This is a genomic window from uncultured Allobosea sp. (assembly GCF_945957345.1).
GTDB lineage: Bacteria > Pseudomonadota > Alphaproteobacteria > Rhizobiales > Beijerinckiaceae > Allobosea.
Window position 1 is genome coordinate 18,608 of record NZ_CAMFKW010000001.1, and the last position, 23,687, is coordinate 42,294.

At 66.2% G+C, this 23,687-nt stretch carries 20 protein-coding genes and 1 tRNA gene; 12 read left to right on the plus strand and 9 right to left on the minus strand.

All coding sequences use genetic code 11. The features are described from left to right. Positions 1-8: 8 nt before the first annotated feature. Both Q0Q36_RS00085 and Q0Q36_RS00090 read left to right on the plus strand, forming a co-directional pair. On the plus strand, positions 9-803 hold the full coding sequence (locus Q0Q36_RS00085; protein WP_293794683.1) for a PP2C family serine/threonine-protein phosphatase: 795 nt from the start codon (positions 9-11) through the stop codon (positions 801-803). Beyond that, a complete protein-coding gene (locus Q0Q36_RS00090; RefSeq protein WP_293794685.1) occupies positions 800-2,884 on the plus strand; it encodes a serine/threonine protein kinase in 2,085 nt (694 codons plus the stop codon). Before Q0Q36_RS00085 ends, Q0Q36_RS00090 begins: the two co-directional genes overlap by 4 nt. Positions 2,885-3,126: 242 nt before the next feature. Here Q0Q36_RS00090 and Q0Q36_RS00095 read toward each other — a convergent pair whose 3' ends face one another. The 3 genes from Q0Q36_RS00095 to Q0Q36_RS00105 all read right to left on the minus strand — a co-directional run bounded on the left by Q0Q36_RS00095 (position 3,127) and on the right by Q0Q36_RS00105 (position 6,879). Then, positions 3,127-3,405 (minus strand): hypothetical protein, encoded by a 279-nt coding sequence (locus Q0Q36_RS00095; RefSeq protein WP_265059884.1) that lies wholly within the window; start codon positions 3,403-3,405, stop codon positions 3,127-3,129. 57 nt (positions 3,406-3,462) lie between these two features. After that, a complete protein-coding gene (locus tag Q0Q36_RS00100; RefSeq protein ID WP_293794686.1) occupies positions 3,463-5,259 on the minus strand; it encodes a transglycosylase SLT domain-containing protein in 1,797 nt (598 codons plus the stop codon). A gap of 66 nt (positions 5,260-5,325) precedes the next feature. Continuing rightward, positions 5,326-6,879, minus strand: coding sequence for a class I SAM-dependent methyltransferase (locus Q0Q36_RS00105; RefSeq protein ID WP_293794687.1), 1,554 nt, complete (start codon positions 6,877-6,879; stop codon positions 5,326-5,328). Positions 6,880-7,252: 373 nt separating this feature from the next. Between Q0Q36_RS00105 and Q0Q36_RS00110 the strand changes: the two genes are divergently transcribed. Next, positions 7,253-9,382, plus strand: coding sequence for a caspase family protein (locus Q0Q36_RS00110; RefSeq protein ID WP_293794688.1), 2,130 nt, complete (start codon positions 7,253-7,255; stop codon positions 9,380-9,382). 273 nt (positions 9,383-9,655) lie between these two features. Then, a tRNA-Gly gene (locus Q0Q36_RS00115) sits at positions 9,656-9,729 on the plus strand. A 70-nt stretch (positions 9,730-9,799) separates the two neighbouring features. On the opposite strand, the gene Q0Q36_RS00120 is transcribed toward Q0Q36_RS00115, so the two are convergent. Then, positions 9,800-11,317 (minus strand): tripartite tricarboxylate transporter permease, encoded by a 1,518-nt coding sequence (locus Q0Q36_RS00120; RefSeq protein WP_293794689.1) that lies wholly within the window; start codon positions 11,315-11,317, stop codon positions 9,800-9,802. Next, entirely contained in the window at positions 11,317-11,739 is a 423-nt protein-coding gene (locus Q0Q36_RS00125; protein WP_265059889.1) for a tripartite tricarboxylate transporter TctB family protein, read from the minus strand. The genes Q0Q36_RS00120 and Q0Q36_RS00125 overlap by 1 nt, the downstream gene beginning before the upstream one ends. Before the next feature lie 344 nt (positions 11,740-12,083). Here Q0Q36_RS00125 and Q0Q36_RS00130 point away from each other — a divergent pair, with 344 nt between their 5' ends. The 6 genes from Q0Q36_RS00130 (at position 12,084) to Q0Q36_RS00155 (ending at position 16,881) form a co-directional block, all read left to right on the plus strand. Further along, the gene (locus Q0Q36_RS00130) at positions 12,084-12,803 is read left to right on the plus strand and encodes an amino acid ABC transporter permease (protein ID WP_293794691.1); all 720 of its coding nucleotides are present in this window, start codon (positions 12,084-12,086) and stop codon (positions 12,801-12,803) included. Next, positions 12,800-13,456: an amino acid ABC transporter permease gene (locus tag Q0Q36_RS00135; protein ID WP_293794693.1), complete on the plus strand. Its 657-nt coding sequence runs from the start codon at positions 12,800-12,802 to the stop codon at positions 13,454-13,456. Before Q0Q36_RS00130 ends, Q0Q36_RS00135 begins: the two co-directional genes overlap by 4 nt. After that, positions 13,453-14,181, plus strand: a complete 729-nt coding sequence (locus Q0Q36_RS00140; protein ID WP_293794694.1) for an amino acid ABC transporter ATP-binding protein — start codon at positions 13,453-13,455, stop codon at positions 14,179-14,181. The genes Q0Q36_RS00135 and Q0Q36_RS00140 overlap by 4 nt, the downstream gene beginning before the upstream one ends. Positions 14,182-14,188: 7 nt before the next feature. After that, positions 14,189-14,788, plus strand: a complete 600-nt coding sequence (locus Q0Q36_RS00145; RefSeq protein WP_293794695.1) for an XRE family transcriptional regulator — start codon at positions 14,189-14,191, stop codon at positions 14,786-14,788. Between the two features lie 89 nt (positions 14,789-14,877). After that, positions 14,878-15,948: an NAD/NADP octopine/nopaline dehydrogenase family protein gene (locus tag Q0Q36_RS00150; protein WP_293794696.1), complete on the plus strand. Its 1,071-nt coding sequence runs from the start codon at positions 14,878-14,880 to the stop codon at positions 15,946-15,948. 60 nt (positions 15,949-16,008) lie between these two features. Next, complete coding sequence (locus Q0Q36_RS00155; RefSeq protein ID WP_293794697.1) at positions 16,009-16,881, plus strand: amino acid ABC transporter substrate-binding protein; 873 nt, start codon at positions 16,009-16,011, stop codon at positions 16,879-16,881. Positions 16,882-16,950: 69 nt separating this feature from the next. On the opposite strand, the gene Q0Q36_RS00160 is transcribed toward Q0Q36_RS00155, so the two are convergent. The 4 genes from Q0Q36_RS00160 to Q0Q36_RS00175 all read right to left on the minus strand — a co-directional run bounded on the left by Q0Q36_RS00160 (position 16,951) and on the right by Q0Q36_RS00175 (position 22,342). Next, positions 16,951-17,823: an ABC transporter permease gene (locus Q0Q36_RS00160; RefSeq protein WP_293794898.1), complete on the minus strand. Its 873-nt coding sequence runs from the start codon at positions 17,821-17,823 to the stop codon at positions 16,951-16,953. Positions 17,824-17,835: 12 nt separating this feature from the next. Further along, positions 17,836-18,777 carry an ABC transporter permease gene (locus tag Q0Q36_RS00165; RefSeq protein ID WP_293794699.1) on the minus strand — a complete coding sequence of 314 codons (942 nt, stop codon included), beginning with the start codon at positions 18,775-18,777 and terminating at the stop codon, positions 17,836-17,838. Positions 18,778-18,951: 174 nt separating this feature from the next. Beyond that, entirely contained in the window at positions 18,952-20,472 is a 1,521-nt protein-coding gene (locus tag Q0Q36_RS00170; protein WP_293794700.1) for an ABC transporter substrate-binding protein, read from the minus strand. Between the two features lie 40 nt (positions 20,473-20,512). After that, positions 20,513-22,342: a gamma-glutamyltransferase family protein gene (locus tag Q0Q36_RS00175; protein WP_293794702.1), complete on the minus strand. Its 1,830-nt coding sequence runs from the start codon at positions 22,340-22,342 to the stop codon at positions 20,513-20,515. Between Q0Q36_RS00175 and Q0Q36_RS00180 the strand changes: the two genes are divergently transcribed. Beyond that, entirely contained in the window at positions 22,341-23,246 is a 906-nt protein-coding gene (locus Q0Q36_RS00180) for a GntR family transcriptional regulator (RefSeq protein WP_293794899.1), read from the plus strand. The genes Q0Q36_RS00175 and Q0Q36_RS00180 overlap by 2 nt on opposite strands. Positions 23,247-23,260: 14 nt before the next feature. Beyond that, a complete protein-coding gene (locus tag Q0Q36_RS00185; protein WP_293794704.1) occupies positions 23,261-23,668 on the plus strand; it encodes a nuclear transport factor 2 family protein in 408 nt (135 codons plus the stop codon). The last annotated feature ends 19 nt before the right edge of the window (positions 23,669-23,687 follow it).

Genomic DNA, 23,687 nt, shown 5'->3' on the forward strand with positions numbered 1-23,687 from the left:
GCGATGCCATGAACGACGCCCCTCGCCAGAGCCCGGATTTCGAGACCGGCTGCATCAGCCATACCGGCAAGGTGCGGAAGGCCAACGAGGACAATTTCATCCTGCGGCCGGAAATCGGCCTCTGGGCGGTCGCCGACGGCATGGGCGGGCACGAGAACGGCGCGCTCGCCAGCGCGACGGTGGTCGCGGCGCTGGAGGCGGTCGGCGCCGCAGGCTCTGCGCCGGACCTGCTCGCCATGCTGGAAGCCGGCGTGCTCAAGGCCAACGAGGACCTGCGCGCCGAGATCGACCGGCGCGGCGCGACGATGGGCGCGACGCTGGTCTGCCTATTGATCCACCAGCGCCATTTCGCCTGCCTCTGGTCCGGCGACAGCCGCGTCTACCTGGTCCGCGGCGGCATCATCGCCCAGGTCTCGCGTGACCATACCGAGGTCCAGGACATGGTCGATCGCGGCCTGCTCACGCCTGAGGAGGCGAAGCGCTCGCCGCGCCGGCACATCATCACCCACGCCATCGGCGTCCACGAGACGCCGGAGCTCGATCTGGAAAACGGCGAGATCGCGGATGGCGACGCCTTCCTGCTCTGCTCGGACGGGCTGACCGAGCATGTCGCTGACGCGGAGATCCTGGCCGCCGTCGAGGCTGGCGGCGCGCAGGAAGCCTGCGACGCCCTGCTGGCGCTGACGCTGGAGCGCGGCGCGCGCGACAACGTCACCGTCGTCATCGTGCGCTATCGACAGGGCACGCGCGAAAAGACACGCTGGATGCCGAACCGGTCCATGCGAGGGAGCCCCACGTCATGAGCGACGACTCCGAGCGCACCGTCTTCGCGCCCCGCGCCAATGCCCGCATCGGCACGAAGCTCAACGGCATCTACGAGATCGAGAGCCTGATCGCCGTCGGCGGCATGGGCGAGGTCTACAAGGGCCGCGCCATCCAGACCGGCGACGCCGTCGCGATCAAGATGATCCGCCCGGACATGGCCCGTGACGAAGCCGTGCTCGCCCTGTTCCGGCGCGAGGCGGCTGCCCTGCACAACCTCTATAACGAGGCGATCGTCCGCTATTACGTCTTCGCCATCGACCCGGTGAGCGAGACGCCCTATCTGGCGATGGAATTCGTCGATGGCCAGCCGCTCTCCGAGCGCATCCAGCAGGGGCCGCTCAGCGTCGAGGAGGCCGATATCCTGCGCCAGCGCGTGGCGCCGGGTCTGCATGCCGCGCACCGGCTCGGCATCATCCATCGCGACATCTCGCCCGACAACATCATCCTGCCGGGCGGCGATCCTTCCCGCGCCAAGATCATCGATTTCGGCATCGCCCGCTCCAGCATCCTCGGCGAGGGCACGGTGATCGGCTCGGGCTTCGCCGGAAAATACAACTATGTCTCGCCCGAGCAGCTCGGCCTCTATGGCGGCGAGGTCTCCGGCCGCTCGGACATGTATTCCTTCGCGTTGGTGCTGGCGCAGGCACTGACCGGCCGCGCCATCGACATGGGCGGAAGCCAGGTCGACATCATCGACAAGCGCCGCCGCCTGCCCGATCTCTCGGGCGTCGATGCGCGCATACGTCCGCTTCTTGCCCGCATGCTCGCGCCCGATCCGAAGGACCGCCCCGCCGACATGGCGGAAGTTGCCGCTTGGCAGGCACCTGCTTCGGGCAAGAAGCCCCCCGCCAAAGCGCCAGTCGGCAAGCCCGGTACGGACAAATCGGGCCGCTCGCCCCTGCCGCTCGTCGCGGGCTTAGCCGCCCTCGCCTTGCTGGCCGGCGGCGGCTTCTATGCCTGGACGACGATGGGCGGCAGGCCGACGACACGCGTGGCCACCAACGAGCCACCGCCACTCTCGGAACAACCCTCGACTGCCCCGGCCAACAGCGCCCCAAACGCGCCTCCGGCGCTGACGGAACCTCCGGTCGCGACGCCCCCGCCCGGTTCCGGTCAGCCCCCCTCGCAGCCGGCTGTCACGGAACAGGCACCTTCGCAAGCAGCCCCTCCGTCGCAGGCGCAAAATCCGGCCCCGCCGGCGCAGCCATCCCTGCCGAGCCAGCCCGAAACTCGGCCCGCCCAGACTCCGCCTGGCTCCAGGCCCGGACAGGTCGCGGGCAAAACGGACGCTCCCGGGACCGGACTACCTGCTGCCATCGAGATCCCGATCAAGCAGCCTCCGCCAACCGAGCCAAAGACGCCCGACCGACCGCAGGCGCCGAGCACGCAGCAGCCCCCCGTCCAGCAACCGGCCTCGATCCAGCAGGAGCCCGAGCCGCGCACGCCGGCCGAGCGGATCGAGCGCTATGTCCGCGACTACGATGGCGGCTCCTGCTTCTTCCTCTGGCCGCTGGAGATCGGCGACCGCAAGGCGACGCTGGAAGGCTTCGGCAGCTCGTCGGCACCCTTCGTCGCCTTCGACGGCGCCTTCAAGGCCGCGCAGGGCTTCGAGGCACAAATCCACCTGCGGCCGATGACCGAGGCGCAATGCCCGATGGTCGATTTCCTGCGCCGGCCCGGCATCGCCATCGACCGCAGCCCGCGCGTCCAGATCGGCGCCTTCAACATGAAGAGCGGCGACATTCTCAACGGCTCGGTCGAGGCCGGCGGCGGCCAGAATCTCGACGTCGTGCTGATTGGCGACGATGGGCTGGTCTACAATCTCGCCAGCTTCGCGAAGCGCGAGGGCGGCAAGGTCACCTTCAATCTCAAGCTCGAATCGACCGGCGGCGCGGCTCGCCCGCAGACCGTGCTCGCACTTGTCACCAAGGAGGCCCTGCCGGCGCTGTCGGGCCCGAACCCGTCCCCGGCGAGCGAGTTCTTCGCCAATCTCAAGCTCGATCTCGCCCGCCAGAGCGGCAAGCTCGGCCTGGGGATCAAGTATTTCCGGATCGAGTGAGGCGGCGGCCAGGCGCCGCCGATGTTGAATCCCCCCTGCTTGGCGCTACCCGATTGTCATTCCGGGGCTTCGCGCAGCGAAGAACCCGGAACCCACGACTGGGTGAGCCGTCCAAAACCGGAATAGGAGGTCCGACCCAGTCGTGGGTTCCGGGTTCGCGCCTGCGGCACGCCCCGGAATGACAACGAGCGGAGGGGATGCTCAGGTCGAGCCGGAGGATGGCGGCGTTGGCATCCGCCTCTTCAATCCTCCCGGTACAGCACGCCCCATTCGTCCTGCCAGACGCCGGCCTTGTCCTCGACCACGATCGGCGCGCGGATCTCGTTGGCGAGGCGGATCGCGGTGCGGAAAGCTTCTTTCGCGGCAAGCTCGTCGCTGACGAAGTCGTTGACCAGATGCCCGGCGGCGAGGTCGGCCGGACAGAGAACATGCCCGAAGGCCTCCCCGCCGCGCTCCGACAGCTTGAGTGTGATCGCATCGGTCGGCGGTTCGTCGACCTGTTCGAAACGGTTGGCCGGCATGGGCTTTCTCCTTTCGTTGCTCACAGGGAGCGGATGGCCGCCGGCGGCGGCGGAACGTCATTTCTTAGGTTGCGGCCGCGCGATGCCCCCGCCCCCGCCTGGCCTGACCGCGCTGTAGCGATCGAGCCTGATCTTGATCATGTCGTTGAACTTCTTGTGGACCTCGGAGACCGAGAGCGTCTTCGTCTCGCCGCCGGCATCGGCATAGAAGATCGGGCGGTTGGCCTGGGCCGGCTTGGGCAGGAGCTCGGCCGCCTTGACGCCCGGCTGCTCCTCCATGGTCTCGATGAAGGTCTGCGCCGCGTCGGGGCCGAGGAAGTGGATCAGGTAGATCTCGCCACCGGTGAGGTGGCGCCCGAGCGCCCGCTCCAGCCTGAGCGTGTCGCGCTTCAGCATCTCGGCCGCCAGCAGCGCCGAGATATAAGGCTCGCGGCGCATGTCGAGAATACGCTGGCGCTGCGACCCGTCGGTCACGACGAACTGCCGGCCGGACTTGCCGATCAGCTTCGCATCGGCAGCGAGTCCATGCTTGGCGCCGAACTCGTAGATCACGCCAAGCCAAGTCTGTTCGATGAACTGGTAGAGCCCCGTCGCCGAGGAGGTCTGCGCTTTCACCGCCGTCGAGAACGACGATTCCTTGTCGGCGACGGCCATCAGCAGCGTCGGATCGGCGCCGACCACCTTGCTGGCGCGCACGATGGTGTCGACGAGATGGCGGCGGATCTTGATCGGTCCGAAGGTCAGCACCTGGTCGGGATCGCCGCTGGAGATCTGCGGCGGCGGCTGCGGCGCACCGCTGGGCGAAACCGGCCCCGGCGGCGGCCCGCCCTGCATCTTCGGCGGCACGAGCAGGATGTTGGACGGCAATTGCAACTGATTGACCGGCACCTGCTGGGTCGGCGCATCCTCCTGCGGCTTGATCGCCGCCAGCGAGGGATCATTGTCGAGGGCGAACTGGGCGGCCTCCCGCGCGCCTTCCAGATCCTGCTCGACCGACGACAGGATCAGCGAAGGACGGGCCGGCGCATCCTTCAATGCCGGAGCCTCCACGGCGGCGACATCGATCCCGCGCTCGGGCTCGGGCCGCTCCTGCTGCTGGAGCCTTGCATAAGCGAGACCGAGCACGGCGGCCACGACACAGGCCACGCCGGCCGCGACAGCTGCAATCGCCTTGCGCCCGGAAGACGCCTTCCTCGGCGGCACATCGCCCGATCCGGGAAGGTCCACCATTTTAGCTGGAGCGATCGACGAAGCGGCCGGAGAAGCAGCCGCCGGCCGCGGAACGGGAGACGGAACCGGCACAGCGGCAGCCGGCGGCGCGGGAACCGAGCGTGGCGGCTCCGGCACCTCCCGTCGCATCCGAGCGGAAGCGGGCGGGATCGGAGCAGGCGTTAGACGCGGAGGCGACGAAGCTGCCACCATAGGCGCCGCCCCCGCTTCCGGCTTCCCCGTCACGAGGCTGCGCAGCTTCTCCAGCCAGCCGGCATCACCGCGCCCGGCCAGGGTACTCAGGTCGTCGACAAGCCGCTGCGCGGTCATTTGCGGCACGCTCGCATCGCGCGCGATCACGCCCGCTACAGCCTTGCCCGGCTGCTCGGATACCGCCTTCAGCGCGTAGAACCAGAGCTGGAGCGGGGTACGCCGGCTTTCCAGCGGCGTCCCCGCCGCTGGATGGATCATGTAGTGGCAATGCTGGCAGGCGAAGCCGCGCAGCTTCGGGCGCGGCTCGAACTGCGCCGGCCGGCCGCAGGCGGAACATGTCAGGCTCGTGCCGCCATGGCGCAGGCGCATCAACGCGGCGAGGCAGTCCTCCTCCGGAAACAGCGCCTGGAATTGCCGGAAGCGCTCGCTCATTCCGCTGGCCCGCGCTCCATCGCCCCCTGCCGCAAGGTTACCCCTCGGAGGGGCGCTTCACAATCGTCACGCCCGCAGCAGCCCAAGGCGCGCGACATCCTTCAGATGCATCGCCACCTCCTCCGCCGTCGCCCGCTCGGGCAAGCCCGGAATGGCGATGCCGGATCGCCGTGTCTCGTCGAGGAAGGCGTTCATCGCGTCGAGCAGCATGCGCTGGTCACGCGAGCCGTCGAGCAGGCTGACGAACTTGCGCACGACGACGCCGTCGAGCTGCACGGTCCGGTGGCGCAAATCGGTAACCTCGGCGGATGTCGAGGCCTGCCAGCGCGCAATCTCGCTGGCCGCCGGCATCGTGCTGATCGCCGTCGTCAAGGGTGGCGGCTCCAGCCGGATGTCGAGCAGACCGGCCTTGAAGATCGCGATCAGGGCTTCGTCGAGCCGCGCGATCTCACGCGCACGGTCCGGCCCGAGCTCGCTCGCCGCCTCGCGGCAGGAGCGTTCCACGAGATCGTCCCAGGCGATGCTCGCCGGCCAGATCGCGCTGAGAATGCCGAGTGCGGCCTTGCCCAGCGGCAGATCGACGGCGAGTTGCACGCCTTCGTCGAAGCTGAAGCGCTGGACGCCAGGTTTCTCGCCGTCCTTGGCCGGGGCCAGCCGCGCGTTCGCCGCGAGGTGATAAGGCTTGAGCGAGCCCGGCCGCACACCGCGCTTGAGCGGGATATCGACCCGGCACAGCAACGTCTCGCGGAAGGCCCGCCCGATCAGCAGGTCGAGCGTCTGCTCGCGCACCGCCATCTGCTCCAGCGGCATCTTGTCGAGCATCTGCTGCGCCGGCCCCTTGGCGGCACCGTAGAGGTTCGGGAACGACGCCTCGGCCAGGAACTGCAGCCCGTTCCGCTCGGCGACCGACAGAACCTCGTGCAACGCGAAGGCGCGCGCGCCGGGGTTGAGATCGTCGTGGTAGAGGACGTTGTCCGGCACCTCGTCGATCTGCTTCAGCCTTTGCCTCAGGGCGGCACCGTGGAAGCTGTCGGGATCGCTGGCTGCGGCGATCTCCTTCAGAGCAGCGCGCGCGACCCGGACGCGCTCGCGCGGATCGTCGATATCGCGCACTGCGAACAGCATGACGTCGCGCGCCAGGTCGCGCAGCCGGCAGCCGGGCAGCGCGTTGTAGCTGACATAGGCGACGCCCTGCGGCGCCAGCAATTGCCCGAACAGGGCGACGATCCGCTCGCGCACCACCTCCGGCACCCAGGAATAGACGCCGTGGACGATGATGTAGTCGAAGGCGCCGATCTCCTCGCCCACCGTGAGGATGTCGCGCTGTTCGAAGGCGAGATTGGTCAGGCCCAATTCTGCGGCATTGATGTTCGCCTGCCGGATTGAATCCCCGCTGAGGTCGATACCCACGAAGCGGCTGCCTGGATATTGCGCTGCCATCGGGATGAGGTTGCCGCCTCGCCCGCAGCCCAATTCGAGCACGCGCATCTTCGTCGGCAGCGCGGGGTTCATCCCGTGGAAATGAGCGATCGTCGCCAGGCGCGACGGATGGGTCTGCGAGAAGGCGTGGCCCGGATAGGCCACCGCATCATAGGGATTGATGGCTGGATCGTTCGTCATGGCCGCTCGCGCCCGGCTCCGTCCCTCTCATTCGAACTGAAGCCCCGCCTTGACGCCTCATCCATTTGAAGGAGCGTGGCCGCGACACTGCGCCTCCGGGCTTGGTCGGGCAAGTCTTCCGACCGGCTGACAATTAGGTCACACAATTGGTTTTGGACTTGAATCGTCACGGCAACCGACACGACTAAAGCAAGGCAGATACTGGGGAATGAGGCCGTCAACTTCGATGGGCGGCGATGGTCTTCCGATGCCGTTTCGACATTGCTTTGGCCGCCTGGCTCCAGGGACCTCCATCATATGGCGGACGCCCGTTCGAATCGCGAACGTCAGACAGGGTCGAGCGAGTCGTTACTTCTCGCGCAGGGGAAGCAGCATGCGGTTTCATGCCCGGGACTATGCGTATCTCGTCGCCGCATGGATGGCGGCCTTCGCGGCGCTGAGTCTCGGCGCGACGCCGGCCCTCGCCCAGAAGCGCTTCGCCTTCGTCATCGGCAACGGTGGCTATGCCAACGTCACCAAGTTGCCGAATGCACTCAACGATGCCGGCGCCACACGCGCGATGCTGCAGGAGGCGGGTTTCGACATCACGCCGGCCCTCGATCTCTCGCTTGCCGGCCTGCGCAGCGCGCTCGATGTGTTCGTTGACAAGGTGCGCCACGGCGGCCCCGATGCGACGGCCCTGGTCTATTACGCTGGCCATGCCGTGCAGCTCGACGGCGCCAACTACATCCTGCCCACCGATATCCGCCCGCAGATCGGCACGAATATCGCAGAGCAGTCCCTCTCGCTGAGCGACATCCTGCGGCGCCTCGACGGCGCTGGCGCCAAATCCAAGATCGCGATCCTCGACGCCTGCCGCGACAACCCTTTCGCCGGCCGCCAGATGGCTCGCGGCCTCGCGCTCCAGATCGTCGACGGTGCGAATGACGGCGTGAGCAGCGAGGCCGGCCTCGCCCGCATCGATTCCGGCAGCGGCACCTTCGTCGCCTTCGCAACCTCGCCGGGTTCCACCGCCGCGGACGGCACCGGCGCCAACAGCCCCTTCACCACGGCCTTCCTGCGCGAGGCGCGCGAGCCCGGCCTGGCCGTCGAGCAGATTTTCCGCCGCATCCGGCTCGCGGTCTACGATTCCACCAACGGCACCCAGATCCCTTGGGACACCTCCTCGCTGATCACCGAGTTCAGCTTCTTCCAGCGCCCTGCCGGCGCCCCGGCGGCACAGCCTGCGACGGCCGGGAACGTGCCTCTGACGGCGCGGCCGACGCTCGCCTCGCTGCGCGGCATGTCGCCGGCCGATGCCGCCCGCACCGCGATCGCCTGGGACCGTAGCGACATCTACGGCAATGCCCTAGCCATCAATCCGGAAGACCAGAACGCGCTGCGCCTGAACCGCATCCTCGCACAGCGCACCGACGAGCGCGCCTGGGCAGAGGCCGTGCTCGCGGGCGATGCCGAATCCTTCAAGCTCTATGCCCGGCTCTATCCCGTATCCGAGCATACCGCCGCCGCCTTGCGGCTGGCCGCGACCGCGCCGAGCCGCAACCGTGTCCAGGTGGCCCAGACCTGCCCGGTCTGCCCGGCCGTCCAGCAACCCCGCACCCGCCGTGCCGACTACACGCCGCGCGGTGTTTCGCCTGCGCATGCCGGCGCGCCGCGCCAGGCCCCTGTCACACCGCCTTACGCGCCGCCTCCCCCGCCGGCCGGACGTCAGGCCCAGGCGCCGGAGGTGCCGACGCTGTTTCCGGAACGGCCGCGCTGGACGGGATTCTATGCCGGCGGCTCGCTCGGCGGCGGTCGCCAAAGCGGCAATACGAGGATAGCGGGCCCTTTTGGCAGCCCGACGATTCAGACATCGACGACGGTCGTGGTGTCGACGACGCCCGTCCTCGTAACCGCGACCGTGCCGGGTCCCACGATCGTTTCCCCCGCTGCGATCAATCCGGCAGCCGTGCCGGGCCGGCTCTCGCCGGATGGCAGCGGCACGGTCGGCGGCGCACAGTTCGGCTTCAACTACCAGATCGGCGCGGTCGTCATCGGTGCTGAGACCGACCTGTCCGCGACAAAGCTCGGCGGCGGTCAGACGACGGCAGCCAATCCCGGCGGCACCCGCTTCACGACGCGGGCGGAGAACGAGGTCTCGATGCTCGGCACCGTCCGTGCCCGCGCCGGCTTCGTGCTCGGCGATTTCATGATTTATGGCAGCGGCGGCTATGCCTATGGCCTCGTCGACCAGAAGGGCTCGATCAGGCCCGACAATCCGGCGACCACCTCCGGCGCGACGGCCTCGCGCTCAGGGCTCGCCAGCGGCTGGGCGCTGGGCGGTGGCGTGGAATACGCCATCCTGCCCGGCATGACCCTCAGGCTCGATTACACGCATTACGATCTCGGCAATCAGAAGCTGACCCTGCAGGACTATACCGGACTCGCCCCGACCCAATACGCGACCATGCGTGCCCGGACCGCAGGAGACATCGTCAAGGCGGGCTTCAACTTCGGCTTTTGAAACGGTGAGGCGACGCTTCGCGTCGCCTGAGCGCAGCTGTCATTGCAGCCCGCTGTTAAAATCGGCGGGCGCGGGATGCCCGAGGCATCGTTCGGCGAATCGCCGACGCAATCGCCTGCTCCGTCGAGCCAAAACGTCACTCTCGTTGCGCCGAGCTGCGGCTGCCGGCCTTTTCTCGCAACAGCCCGCGACAGCATTGACGACGATATGGAGTCGAGAACGGCGGCACGCCCCTTGACACCGGCCGGTGCGATGGGGAATTTGGCGCCCGATGCGGGTGTAGCTCAATGGTAGAGCAGCAGCCTTCCAAGCTGAATACCCGGGTTCGATTCCCGGTACCCGCTCCAAAATCTCCCCTCTGTTCGAAATACAGCGACGAGCATGGCCGAGCCGCGCAAGTGGCGCGACGTGTGTGTGTCAGCTTGAGGCTGGTTGCGTCTCGCCTTCGGTCGCGGCCGCGGCCTTGCGACCGCGCAGCGTCGTGAAGATCTGCCAGCCGATGAACAGCGCCAGCAGCGAGAGCAGCGTCGCGCTGATCGGGTGCTCGAAGAAGGTCAGGAAGCTGCCGCGGCTCAAGAGCATCGAGCGCCGAAAATACTCCTCCAGCATCGGCCCCAGGATAAAGCCGAGCATCAATGGCGCCGGATCGAAGGCCAGACGCATCATGATGTAGCCGATCAGGCCGAAAGCCGCGGTCGTATAGATGTCGTGCAGGCTGTTGTTGATACTGAAGGTGCCGACGCAGCAGAAGAACAGGATCGACGGGAACAGCACGTTGTAAGGGATCTTGAAGACCGAAAGCCAGAACCGGACCAGCGGCACGTTGAGCAGGAGCAGGAAGCAGTTGCCGACCCACATGCTCGCGACCAGCCCCCAGAACAGGTCTGGATGCTTGGCGATCATGTTCGGGCCGGGCTGGATGCCCTTGATGATGAAGGCCGCCATCATCAGCGCCATGACGGCGTTCTCGGGGATGCCGATGCTCATCAGCGGGATGAAGCTGGTCCGCGCCGCCGCTTCGTCGGCTGCGGCTTGGCCCGCGACCCCCTCGATCGCGCCCTGGCCGATCTCGTCCTTGTACTTGCTCACCTTCTTGTCGAGACCGTAAGCCGCGAATTGCGCGATCACCGGCCCGCCGCCCGGCAGGATGCCGAGGAAGGAGCCGACGACGCTGCCCCGCAATGCGCTCGGGATGATGCGCTTGAACTCCGGCCAGGTCGGCATCAGCTTGATCTTGCCGTTGAACGGCGTCCGCTCCTCCTTCGCGTCGAGATTCTTGGTGATCTCTGCGATGCCGAAGCAGCCAAGCGCCAGGCTGACCAGGCTGACGCCGTCGATCAGCGACGGCAGGCCCATGGTGAAGCGCTCCATGCCGGTTTCGAGATCCGTGCCGACCTGCCCGAGCAGCACGCCGAGCAGGCACATCGCCAGGCCGTTGAGCAAGCTGCCGGTGGTGACGAAGCTGACGCAGACGAAGCCGAACAGCATCAGCGCGCAGTAATCGGTCGGGCCGAATTTCAGGGCGATGCTGCCGAGCAGCGGCGCCAGCGAGGCCAGGACCACGATCGCGACCGTGCCGCCGATGAAGCTGGAGACACCGGCAGTGAAGAGCGCGAGGCCTGTCTTGCCCTTCAGCGTCATCTGGTAGCCGTCGATACAGGCGACGATGCTGGACGCATGCGGGATCTTCATGGTGATCGCGCTGACGCTGTCACCGTATTGCGCGCCGTAATAGATGCCGGCGAGCATGATCAGCGCCCCGCCGGTCGGGATCGAATAGGTCAGCGGCAGCAGGAGGCTGATCGTCGCCAGCGGGCCCAGGCCCGGCAGCAGGCCGACCAGCGTACCGACCACGCAGCCGACGGCGCAGTAGAGCAGGTTTTCAGGGGTGAGTGCGTGGCCGAAGCCGAAGGCGAGGTTCTGGAGGACTTCCATCAGATCAGCCTCAGGTTCAGGCCGAGGAAGCGCTGGAAGACATAGGCCACCACGATCAGACCGAGCGCGATCTTGATGTTGCGCACCCAGGAGTAATTCGTCCCTGCGAAGCCGGCGATGAAGACCAGGACGACGATCCCGGCGATCGCGTTCACATATTCCGAGGCAACCACGAAGCCGACGAGGCTCGCCATGATCAGCACGATGTTCTTCGGATTGAATTGCAAGGGCACGGGAGCAGAAAGCCGCGCCTGCCAGATGATCGCCCCGGCGATGATCAGCAGGGGCACGCAGATCAGGAGCGGGAACAGGCCCGGCCCCGCATGCGCCAGGTCGCCGATCGGATAACGCAATGCGTTGGAGGCGAAGAACAGCGCCACGGCAGCGAGGAAAACGCCTCGCGCGACATTCTGGTTGAGCATCCCCTGCCCCGCAATATTATTTCCTTTGATTGTTAAGACACGCGGATCAATGCCGCAACGGGCATAATGTTTGACATAACAGGGAAATATGCGGATGAGCGGCTCCGCGATCTCCCGTGGACCTTTCGGGGCGAAAGCCTTCGTGATCGGTCGATCGGGTCGCTGGGAATCGGGTTGGCGGGGCTGCTACTGCCCCTGACACGTTCGCATCGGACACGATGGCGTTCCCGGCCAACATGCATGAACGGCCACCCCGGGCCGCCTTGACAATTCCATCAAACAGGAGGCCAATTCCGATATACCGGAAACGGAGCATCCGAAGAGATGACCACGGGTAGGGCAGGATGAATTATCGCTGGGACTGGTCGGTCCTGATCCGGGAGCCGTTTGTCGGCTGGCTGTGGAGCGGCGTGCTTCTGACGCTTGCGATCAGCCTCCTGAGCTGGGCGGTGGCCCTGACGATCGGCATCGTCGTCGGCATCGCCCGCAGCGCGCCCTCGCGGACGGCCCGATTGCTCGCCGGCATCTATATCGACGTGTTTCGCAGCGTGCCGCCGCTGGTCCAGCTCTTCCTCTGGTATTTCGTCTTCCCCGAAGTCGTTCCCGACGCGATCGGCCTCTGGCTGAAGCGGGACCTGCCCTACCCGGAAATCGTCACGGCGGTCCTCGCCATCGGCCTGTTCGCCGGCGCGCGGGTCGCCGAGCAGGTGCGCGCCGGCATCGAGGCGGTCGGCGCCCCTCTCCTGCCGGCGGCGCTCGCGACGGGCCTGCGTCCGGTCCAGGCCTTCCGGCTGATCGCGCTGCCGCTGGGCCTGCGCGCCATCGTCGGGCCGCTGACCTCGGAATTCCTGATCACGATCAAATTGTCGTCGCTCAGCCTGACGATCGGCGTCCTCGAACTGACCGCGCAGAGCCGCCATGTCGAGAACTACACCTTCCAGGGCTTCGAGGCCTTCACCTTCGCGACGATCGGCTATCTCGTCATCGGCCTCAGCGCGACCGGGCTGATGCGCCTGATCGACAACCGGATCGGCGGCGCCGCCTTGCGGAAGGCCAACGCATGAGCGATTTCGACTGGGGCGTCATCGCCCGCTCATCCAGCTTTCTCGCCGAGGGCATGCTGCTCAGCGCGCTGCTGGTCTTCGTCGCGACGGTCGGCGGCCTAATCGTCGGCTTCGCGCTCGCCTTGATGCGGCTTTCCTCGCACCGGCTGATTTCCGCGCCGGCAGCCACCTATGTCACGGTGATGCGCTCGCTGCCGCTGGTGCTGGTGCTGTTCTGGTTCTACTTCCTGATGCCGCTCGCCATCGGCCGCCCGGTCGGCTCGCTGACCTCGGCGCTCATCGCCTTCGTGCTGTTCGAAGCGGCCTTCTATTGCGAGATCATTCGCGCCGGCATCGGCAGCGTCCGCAAGGGCCAGAGCGATGCCGGGCTGGCGACGGGCCTGCGCCGCTGGCAGGTGCTACGGCTGATCGTGATGCCGCAGGCGATGCGCGCGATGGGGCCGCTGATCCTCAACCAGATCGTGATCGTCTTCCAGGACACCTCGCTGGTCTATGTCGTGTCGCTGCACGACTTCCTCACCGCTGCGAGCGTCATCGCCTCGCGCGACGGGCGTGCGACCGAAATGTATTCGCTGGTAGCCGTCGTCTATCTGGTGATCTGCCTCTCCATCACGAAAGCTGCCGAATTCTACAGGAGAAGGCGTCCGTCATGATCGTTCTCGACGACGTGCATAAATTCTACGGCTCACAGCAGATCCTGCGCGGCTGTTCGGCCACGATCAGCCTTGGCGAGGTCGTGGTGGTCTGCGGGCCGTCGGGCTCCGGCAAGAGCACGCTGATCAAGTGCATCAACGGCCTGGTGCCGTTCGAGCGCGGCACGATCACGGTCGACGGAGTCTCGGTCTCGGCGCCGAAGACCGATCTGCCGGCCCTGCGCGCCCGCATCGGCATGGTCTTTCAGAGCTTCGAGCTCTATCCGCATATGACCGCATTGCAGAATGTCAGTCTGGCGCAGGTCCATGTGCTCAAGCGCTCGCAGAAGGACGCCGACGAGCGCTCCGAGAAGATCCTGACGCGGGTCGGCCTTGCCGGAAAGCTCGGCAACCGCCCGGCCCAGCTCTCCGGCGGGCAGCAGCAGCGGGTCTCGATCGCCCGCGCGCTCGCGATGAACCCGCAGGCGATGCTATTCGACGAGCCCACCTCCGCGCTTGATCCAGAAATGATCAACGAGGTCCTTGAGGTCATGCAGGAACTCGCCCTCGAAGGCATGACCATGATCGTCGTCACCCATGAGATGGGCTTCGCCCAGCGCGTCGCGAACCGCGTCCTGTTCATGGATCGCGGCGAGATCGTCGAGGACACGCCTAAGGAGCAGTTCTTCACGGCCCCCTCCTCGGAGCGGGCCAAGCAGTTCCTCAACCAGGTCCTCACCCACTGAGCCAGCGATGAGCGAGCTGAATCCCCCTCAGATCGGCCCGCTTATCCAAGACCGGCGCAAAGAGCGCGGGTTGACGCTGCAGCAGCTTTCGGCGCTCTCGGGCGTCTCGAAATCGATGCTGTCGCAGATCGAGCGGAGCGAGGCCAATCCGACTTTCGCTGTGCTCTGGAGCCTGACCCGCGGATTGGGCATCGATTTCGTCGCTCTGCTCGGTGAGGGACAGGCGATGGCGGGCGCCGACAGCTTCATCGAAGTGCTCCCGCCGGAGCATACGCCGACGATCCGCAGCGCCGACAATTCCTGCCAGCTCCGCATCCTGAGCCCGCCGAGCCTGTCCGGCGCCATCGAATGGTACGATGTCGAGATCGCGCCCGGCGGTTGCCTCGACAGCGCGCCGCACGCCCCCGGAGCCGTCGAGCATTTCACGGCGCTGTCCGGCGAATTCGCGATCACCAGCGGAACCTCGCGGCACCTGCTCCGGCAGGGAGAGACCGTGCGCTATCCCGTCGACGTCGCCCATTCCATCAGCAATCCGCTATCGACACTCTCTCGCGGTCTGATGGTCCTGCTCTATCGGCAATCGTCGCGAGGGCGGAATGCCGTCTAGGATGCGAATCCATTTGAAACTCGATGTCCCGGAAGCAGTCCGCCGCCCATGCGGCGAGCTGCCGGTCTCGGCAGAAAAGGCGATCTGATATGCGCGTTGGTATCTTGGGTGCGGGGGCCGCGGCCTGCGGCGCGGCAGCCCAGCTCTCGGTTCTCGGGCACGATCCGATCCTCTGGTCGCCATCGGGCCGGAGCACCGCAGCCCTCGCGGCCGGAGAGCCGCTGCGCGCGACAGGCGCGATCGAGACGAGCTTCAACCCGCGCATCGCGGCGAGCGCCGAGGAAGCGGTCATCGGCACTGACGCCGTGATGCTGGCCATGCCGGGCTATGCCCACAAGCTCGCCTTCGATGCGATCGCGCCTCATCTCAAGCAGGGGCAGCCGGTCATCATCAGCTCGCATGCCTCCTTCGGTGCGCTGTACCTCGCGCAATTGCTCGCCGCTCGGAAGGTCAGCGTCCCGATCATCGCCTGGGGCACGACGCTGACCACCGGCCGCAAGGCTTCGCCGACCGAGGTCGCGGTCAATTCGCTGCGCTCGAAGATCGATCTCGCGACGGTGCCGGAGAGCGCGGCCGCCGAGGCGCTGGTGCTTTGCACCACCTTGTTCGGCGAGCGCTTCGTGCCCCGCGAGGGCCTGCTCGCCATCGCGCTGAGCAACCTCAATCCGCAGAACCATCTCGCGATTGCCCTGTTCAACCTGACGCGGATGGAGCGGGGCGAAAGCTGGGGACAGGCGGAGAATGTCACCCCCGCGGTCGGGCGGGTGATGGAAGCGCTCGATGCCGAGCGGCTGGCCATCGCCGGGGCTTTCGGCGTCGCGGTGCGGACGATCCGCGAGCACTACGCCTTTTCCTATCAGCTTCCGGTCGCCAGCATCGCCGAGATGAATGCCGAGCTGCACGGCCGCGGCCAGGGCGGCTTCGGGCCGACCACCCTCGAAAGCCGCTATGTCCTGGAGGATGCGCCTTATGGCCTGCTGCCGACCGTGCTGCTCGGCCGGCTCGTCGGGCGTCCTGCGACATTGCACGAGGCTGGGCTGACGCTGCTGTCTTCCGCCTATGGGCGCGATTTCACCGGCGAAAACGACCTGCTGCCTGCGCTTGGCTTCGACGCGATGACGCGCGAGGAACTGGCGGCGCGTTCGAAGGACGGATTCTAGACGCCGCCTTTCGATCGAAGGCGGATATCGAGCGAGCAATCGCAAAAGGGAGAGAGATCGATGAAATTCCATCTTGCAGCTGCCGCAGGCGCCATTCTGGCGCTGAACCTGGCGAGCTCGGCCGCCGGGGCCCAGGAGGTCGACGGCATCGTCAAGAAGCTGAAGGAGACGCAGACCATCACCATGGGCGTCCGCGAGGCGCTGTTCCCGTTCAGCTATCTCGACGACAACAAGAACCCGACGGGCTACGCGGTCGAGTTCTGCAAACGCATCATCGACGACATCAAGACCGAGCTGAACCTGCCCGAGATCAAGATCAAATACGTCCCGATGACGATCCAGAACCGGCAGGCACTCGTCGCCAACGGCACGGTCGACCTCGAATGCGAGGGCACGGTGAACACCTTCGGGCGCAACCGGCAGGTCGATTTCTCGGCGGTCAGCCACGTCTCCGCGAGCCAGCTCCTGGTGCTCAAGAGCGCCGGCATCAAGAACTACGACGACCTCAACGGCAAGATCGTCGCCGTCGCGACCGGCGGCACCAGCGAGCCGGACCTCAAGAAGCTCATGGCCGAACGCAAGCTCAACCTGCGCGTCCTCAATGTCGACGACCACGCCGCCGCCCTGATCGCGGTCGAGACCCGGCGCGCCGATGCCTATTTCAGCGATAATGGCGCCTTCTACGGGCTGATCAAGCAGTCGAAGAAGCCCGATGCCCTCGAGATCGTCGGCGACGAATACGGCTACGCGCCGCAGGGCTTCATGGTGCCGAAACTCAACCCGACCATCCTCTGGATCGTCAATCACACCATGGGCAAGATGTTCAAATCGGGTGAGGCAGAGGCATTGTACCTGAAGTGGTTCGGCCCGCTCGGCGCCCATGTCGGCCCGAAGCTGAAGGCGGCCTGGGCAACGCAGTCCTACGCCGAATAAGCACTGAGCCAGACCACCGGACCCAAGCCGAACCCGCCTTGTTCAAAGAGCGGGTTCGGCACAGCGCCGTCAGCGCGAGCGCGGATCGAGAGCGTCGCGCAGGCCGTCACCGAGCAGATTGAACGACAGCACCGTCGCGAAGATCGCGATACCCGGCCAGAGCGCCATCCAGGGCGCGTTGCTGAGGAAGCGCTGGGCCGAGTTCAGCATCGAGCCCCAGGACGGCGCCGGCGGCTGAAGGCCGAGGCCGAGGAAGGACATGCTGGCTTCCGCGATGATCGCCGTCGCGATCGTCAGCGTCGCCTGGACCATGAGCTGCGGCAGGATGTTCGGCAGGACATGACGCACCGCGACGCGCCAGCGCGGGTTGCCGACCGCCCTCGCCGCCTCGACATAGTCTTCGCCCTTGATCGACAGCACCTGGCCGCGCGTCAGACGAATGAAGAAGGGCGTGGCGGTGATGCCGATTGCCAGCATCGCATTCGTCAGGTTCGGGCCCAGGAAGGCCGCGAGCGCGATCGCGAGGATCAGGAACGGGCAAGCCAGCATCGCGTCGGTGAAGCGGCTGATGAAGCCGTCGACGAGACCGCCGAGGAAGCCGGCAGCGAGCCCGAGCGGCACGCCGATCGCCATGGCGATGCCGACCGAGGTGAGGCCAGCCAGCAGCGAGGCTCGCGCACCCCAGATGATGCGCGACAGCATGTCCCGGCCGGCCTCGTCGGTGCCGAACCAATGCGCCGCGGAGGGTGCCTTGCGAACAGCCGTCCAGCTCTGGGCGGTCGGGTCATAGGGCGCCAGCAGCGGCGCGAAGACGGCCACGAACACCATGAACAGCACAACGGCGAGGCCGACCAGCGCGCTCTTGCGCTGCGACAGGTGCCGCCAGAGGCGGCCGCGGAAGAGATTCGTCACCGGATTGGCCGAAGATTGGGTTTCCGAGATCGTCGACACGGATCAGCCTCTCAGTCTCGGATTGACGAGGATGTAGCCAATGTCGGCCAGCAGATTGAGGATGATGTAGAAGAGCGAAGTCACGAGCACGACGCCCTGCACCACCGGGTAATCACGGGTAAAGACCGCATCGACGATCAGCTTGCCGAAGCCCGGAATCGTGAAGATCTGCTCGGTCAGCACCGCGCCGGACAAAAGCGCACCAAATTCAAGCGCCCCCAGCGTGATGATCGGCGTCAGCGCATTGCGCATCGCGTGCTTGAGCACAACGGACCGCTCATTGAGGCCCTTGGCGCGCGCCGTGCGGACATAATCGCTGCTGAGCGCCTGGAGCATCGCGCCCCGTGTATGGCGCATGATCACACCGGCGATCCCGATGCCGAGCACGAAGGCCGGCATGATCGTGGTGGCAAGGTTCATCCCGAGGTCTTCCGAGGGGCTGACGAAGCCGGAAGCCGGTAGCCAGCCGAGATGGACGGAGAAGAACAGGATGAGGAGGATGCCGAGCCAGAAATTCGGCACCGAAATGCCGGCGAGCGACGCGATATTGGTGGCGTAGTCGACGGCACTGTTCTGGCGCAGGGCCGAGATGATGCCGGCCGTGATGCCGACCACGAGCGCGATGCCGATGCCCATCACGGCCAGTTGCAGCGTCACCGGCAGCTTGAGCAGGATCAGGTCTAGCACGGGGCGGTTATGGCGCATGGACTCGCCGAGATCGCCGGTCGCCACGCCCTTCAGCCAATAGAGATACTGCACGATCAGGGGCTGATCGAGATGGTACTGGGCGCGGATGGCGGCCAGCGTCGCCTCGTCCGGATTCTCGCCGGCGAGCACGAGCGCCGGGTCGCCCGGCAGGAGATGCTGCAGCGAAAAGATGATGACCGACAGCAGGAGGACCGTCGGGACGAGCTGCGCCAGGCGGCGGGCGATCAGTGTCGGCATCGTTCAATCGCCCGTCAGGTTCGGGACCGGCGGCGCGGCCGTGGCTTCGAGAACAAGTTTGCGTGTTTCACGGATGAGGCCACAGGCGAGCCGGTCATGACGGCTCCGGGCGTGGACGCGCCCGGCGCCTGAACGGATCGCGGATGAGATCCTCATCGCAGCGCCGATGCCGGCTCAGTTCTTCCGGCTGACATTGGTCAGGCGGATGATGCCGTCCGGCGCCGGCTTGAACCCGGTGAGCGCCGAGCTGTGCGCGAAGATCCACTGCGAGTGGTAGAGATAGACGATCGGCAGGTCCTTCAGCAGGATCGCCATCGCCTTGGCATATTCCGCCTTGCGCGCTTCGACATCCCCCAGCGAGCGGGCTTTCGCCAGGATCGTGTCGAGCTGCTCGTTGCAGTACTTGGCATCGTTCGTCGCGGCGCCGCAGGCGAGCATCGGCGTGATGTTCAGGTCGGGATCGACGCGGCCGCTCCAGCCGACGAGATGGGCCTGGAACTTGCCCTGGCGGGCAACATCGAGCAGCGTCATCAATTCGGTCGGCTTGATCGAGACCTTGATGCCGATCTCCTGCACCATCGCCTGGATGAGCTGGGCGACCTGCTGGCGCTCGGCATCGGTCGGCACGAGCAGTTCGAGATCGACCGACTTCACGCCGGCTTCCGCCATCTTCTTCTTGGCGGCATCCAGATCGCGGGCCGGAACCGGGAACTTCTTGTCGTAGAAGGGGCTGGACGGCGGGAACGGCTGGTTGCCTGTGCTCGCCTGGCCATCGAAGACGACATTGCTGATCGCCTGCCGGTCGATCGCGAGGCTGAAAGCTTCGCGGATCGCGGCCTTCTTGCCGGCATCCAGATTGGCACCCTCGCCGCCGATGTTGAAGGTGACGCCGTAATAGCCGAGGCCGACCACGGGATCGACCGCGAGCGCCTTGTCCTTCTTGACCGCATCGACATCGGTTGCGGCAAGACGCTCGATCAGGTCGAGCTGGCGGGAGCGCAGGTTCAGCAGGCGGACATTCGAATCCGGCATGCCGCGATAGATCAGGCGATCGAAATGATATTTCGCCGCATCGTAATATTGCGGAAATTTTTCGAGGACGATGCGGTCCTGGACCACGCGCTCCACGAACTTGTAGGGGCCAGAGCAGACCGGGGCATCGGTGAACTTGTCGCCGAGCTTGGCGCCGGCGGCCGGGCTGATGATCATGCCGGCGCGGTCGCTGAGCGCGGCGAGCAGCGGAACCGAAGGCTCCTTGAGATTGATCTTTACGGTCGTCGCATCGACGGCGTCGACACTCTTGATTGCGCTGATCTCGGGTTTGCGGCGCGAGATGCCGGAGGTGAGCGCCCGCTCCAGATTGTACTTGATCGCCGCCGCGTCCACGGGCGTCCCATCATGGAAGACAGCGTCCTTGCGCAGCTTCAGAGTCAGCACGGTGCTGTCCGGGCTCCACTCCCAGCTTTGCGCCAGCATCGGGATGATCTTGCCGGTCTCGTCGATGTCGACGATCTTGTCGCAGAGCGATTGCAGGACGTGACGACCGACGAAGCTCCAGTTGGAGACCGGATCCAGCGTATCAGGATCGTCCTGCAGGCCGATCTTCAGGACGGACTGGGCCATGGCGGGCGCCGTCGCGGCGGCGAGGCCGCCGAGCGCCAGGCCGGCGGCGAGAGCAAGATATGCCGGTTTCATCGATAATCCCCTCTTCTGTTGTGCTGTACCGGTCGCGCACTCAGCGGGCGACCGCGTAACCCTGGACGCCGCGCGGATTGGCGCCGGCCTTGATCAACTGCACGTCGCCATCCATCTCGCGTGCGACCGCCGACAGCCGCCCTTCGGACCAGGCGTCCCCGACCGTGATCTTGTGCCCTCTCGCCGCGAGATCCTCGCGAACCGCCTCCGGGAAGCGGGCTTCGAGCGTCACGGCACCATAGCTGATCTCGCGCGGCCAGAAGGATGAGGCGAGATGGTCCGTGTGGAAAGACGGGGCATCGATCGCCTCCTGCAGATTCATGCCCTTGTGGATATGGCGCAGCAGCATGATGAGCTGCCACTGATCCTGCTGGTCGCCGCCGGGCGTGCCGAAAGCCATATAGGGCTTGCCGTCGCGATAGACGGTCGAAGGTGTCAGCGTCGTGCGCGGCCGCTTCGACGGCGCCAGGGTCGAGTTCAGCCCCTCTTCGAGCCAGAACATCTGCGCGCGGGTCGTCAGGCTGAAACCGAGGCCGGGAATGACCGGGCTCGACTGGAACCAACCGCCGGACGGCGTCGCGGAGACCATGTTGCCCCAGCGGTCGACGGCGCTGACCTGCACGGTGTCGCCGCGCTGCGCGCCTTCACGGGTCAGCGCCGGCTCGCCCTGCTTGTCGTTCGGCAGCTTGGCTTCGCGGACGGTCGGCTCGCCGCCGCCAAGGCCGGGCTGCGCGATCGTGCCGACCTTGCGCAGCGGCGGCAGATTGGGATTGCGGCCGTCGGGCGTGCCGGGAATCACCTCCATCGACGCCGTCCCCGTGATCAGCGCCCGCCGGATATCGGCATAGCCGGAGGACAGCAGCGCCTTCATCGGCACGTCCGAGCTGTCGCCGTACCAGGAATCCCGGTCGGCCATCGCAAGCTTGGCGGTCTCGACGACGAGATGCACGAAATCGGCGCTCATCGGATCGAGATCGGCGATATCGGTGCCCTCAAGGATCTGCAGCATCTGCAACAGGACGGGCCCTTGCGACCACGGCCCGCATTTGAAGACCTCGTAATCGCCATAGGTCACGGAGACCGGCTTCTCGACCAGCGGCGTGTAGTCGGCCATGTCCTGCGCCGTGATCAGGCCCTTGTGGCGGCGGCCCGAGACGTCCCAGACGTCCTCGGTCGCGCAGAACTGCTCGATCCGCTCGGCGACCGGGCCGCGATACCAGAAATCGAGGGCGGCATTGATGCGCGCCTCGCGGTTCTTGCCGGATTTCGCGTGGTCGAGGATCTGCTGGTAGAGCGCGGCGATCTGTGGATTGCGGAACAGCTTGCCCGACTGGGGCGCGACGCCGCCCGGGAGGTAGAGCTCCGCCGAGCTCGGCCAGTGGGTCTCGAAAAGCTCCCGCATTTCCCCGATCGTCCGGGCGATGCGCGGCACCAGCGGATGGCCCGTGCGGGCATAATAGATCGCCGGTTCCAGCACGTCCTCAAGCTCGGCAGTGCCGTAATCGCGCAGCAGGGTCAGCCAGGCGCCGAAGGCCCCGGGTATGCAGGCGGCAAGCAGGCCGGTGCCCGGAATGATGTCGAGGCCCAGTTCCTTGAAATAGGCGACGGTCGCCTTCGACGGGGACGGCCCCTGGCCGGAGATCACGATCGGCGTATCGGCGCCGGCCGGCGTGACGATGATCGGCACCTCGCCGGCCGGGCCGTTGAGATGTGGCTCGACGATCTGGAGGACGAAGCCGGTCGCGACGGCGGCATCGAAGGCCGTATGCCCCTTCTCCAGGATGGACATGCCGACGGTCGAAGCGAGCCAATGCGTCGAGGAAACCGCCCCGAATGTGCCCCTGAGCTCGGGGCGCGTCGTGAATGTCATGGCAGATCCTCACCTCGCCCCGCTGATGACGCTCGACATAGATTGTCGACAAGATGGGGCTCTTACGAAATATTACATACAAGACTCGCTTCTTGATGCGCAATTCGATGCAGACGCGACTTTTTTGTATACTGCGCGCTCAAGCTGCAATGAGATCGTGCCGTTCACGCTGCCAGCCGAGGTCGCGCGCTTGGGAATTGAGGACCCTGTGATGCTGGACACGCCGGTCTCCATCAAGAAAAGCCGGAGCGATTTCATCGCCGAGCAGTTGGAGGAGGCCGTCATCAACGGCCGGATTCCAGCAGGGTCGCGGCTCGACGAGGCGTCGATCGCCCGGCAATTCGGCGTGTCCCGTACGCCGGTCCGGGAGGCCCTGCATATCCTCTGCGGCCGCGGCCTGGCCGAGCGCGAGCCCTATAAGGGCGTGGTCGTGACGCAGATTTCCGCAGAGCGCATCGGCGAGATGTTCGAGGCCATGGCCGAGCTCGAAGCGACATGCGGGAGGCTCTCGTCGCACCGGATGACGATGAGCGAACGCGCCGAGCTCGAAAGCCTGCACAGCCAGATGAACGTGCTCGCAGAAGACGGCGACAATGACCGCTACAACGACCTCAACACCCGCTTCCACAACCTCCTCTTCCAGGGCTGCCACAACAGCGACCTGATCGCCGCTGCCCAGACGCTGCGTTTGAAACTCGCGCCATTCCGCAAGTTTCAGCTCAAGGACAAGGGGCGGATCAAGCAATCCTGCCGCGAGCACCAGCAGATCGTCGACGCGATCCTGGATCAGGACGCCAAGGGCGCGGAGAGCGCGCTGCGGCGCCATCTCGTCTCGGCGGCACAGGAAGTCCTGATCCGGCGGCAGCGTCAGGAAGACGACGCCGGGGCGAAGAACACACCCTGAAAGGCAGATTCCAAATGTCCGACGCAACCGAGGCCGACGCCATCCGCGCGCTCATCGCCACCATGCAGGCGGCCTGGAACCGCGGCGATTTCCACGGCTACATGGCCGGCTTCGCCAACCCCGATGTGGTCTTCGTCTCGCGGGGACGTATACAGAAGGACTGGCAGGCGACGCTGGACCATTACATCGCCGATTATGGCGGCGCCCCCGGTTCGCAAGGGCAGCTTACCTTCACCAATATCCGCGTCGAGATGCTGGCTCCCGATGCCGCCCAACTGATCAGCGACTACAGACTGGAGCGAGCCGCGGGTAACCAGACCGGCGTCAACACACGCCTGATGCGCAAGCGCGACAAGGGATGGGTCATCGCCCTCAACCACGTCTCCCAGATCGAAGACGATCGCACCGCCGACAAGGCATGACGGCCATCCCGATCTGATA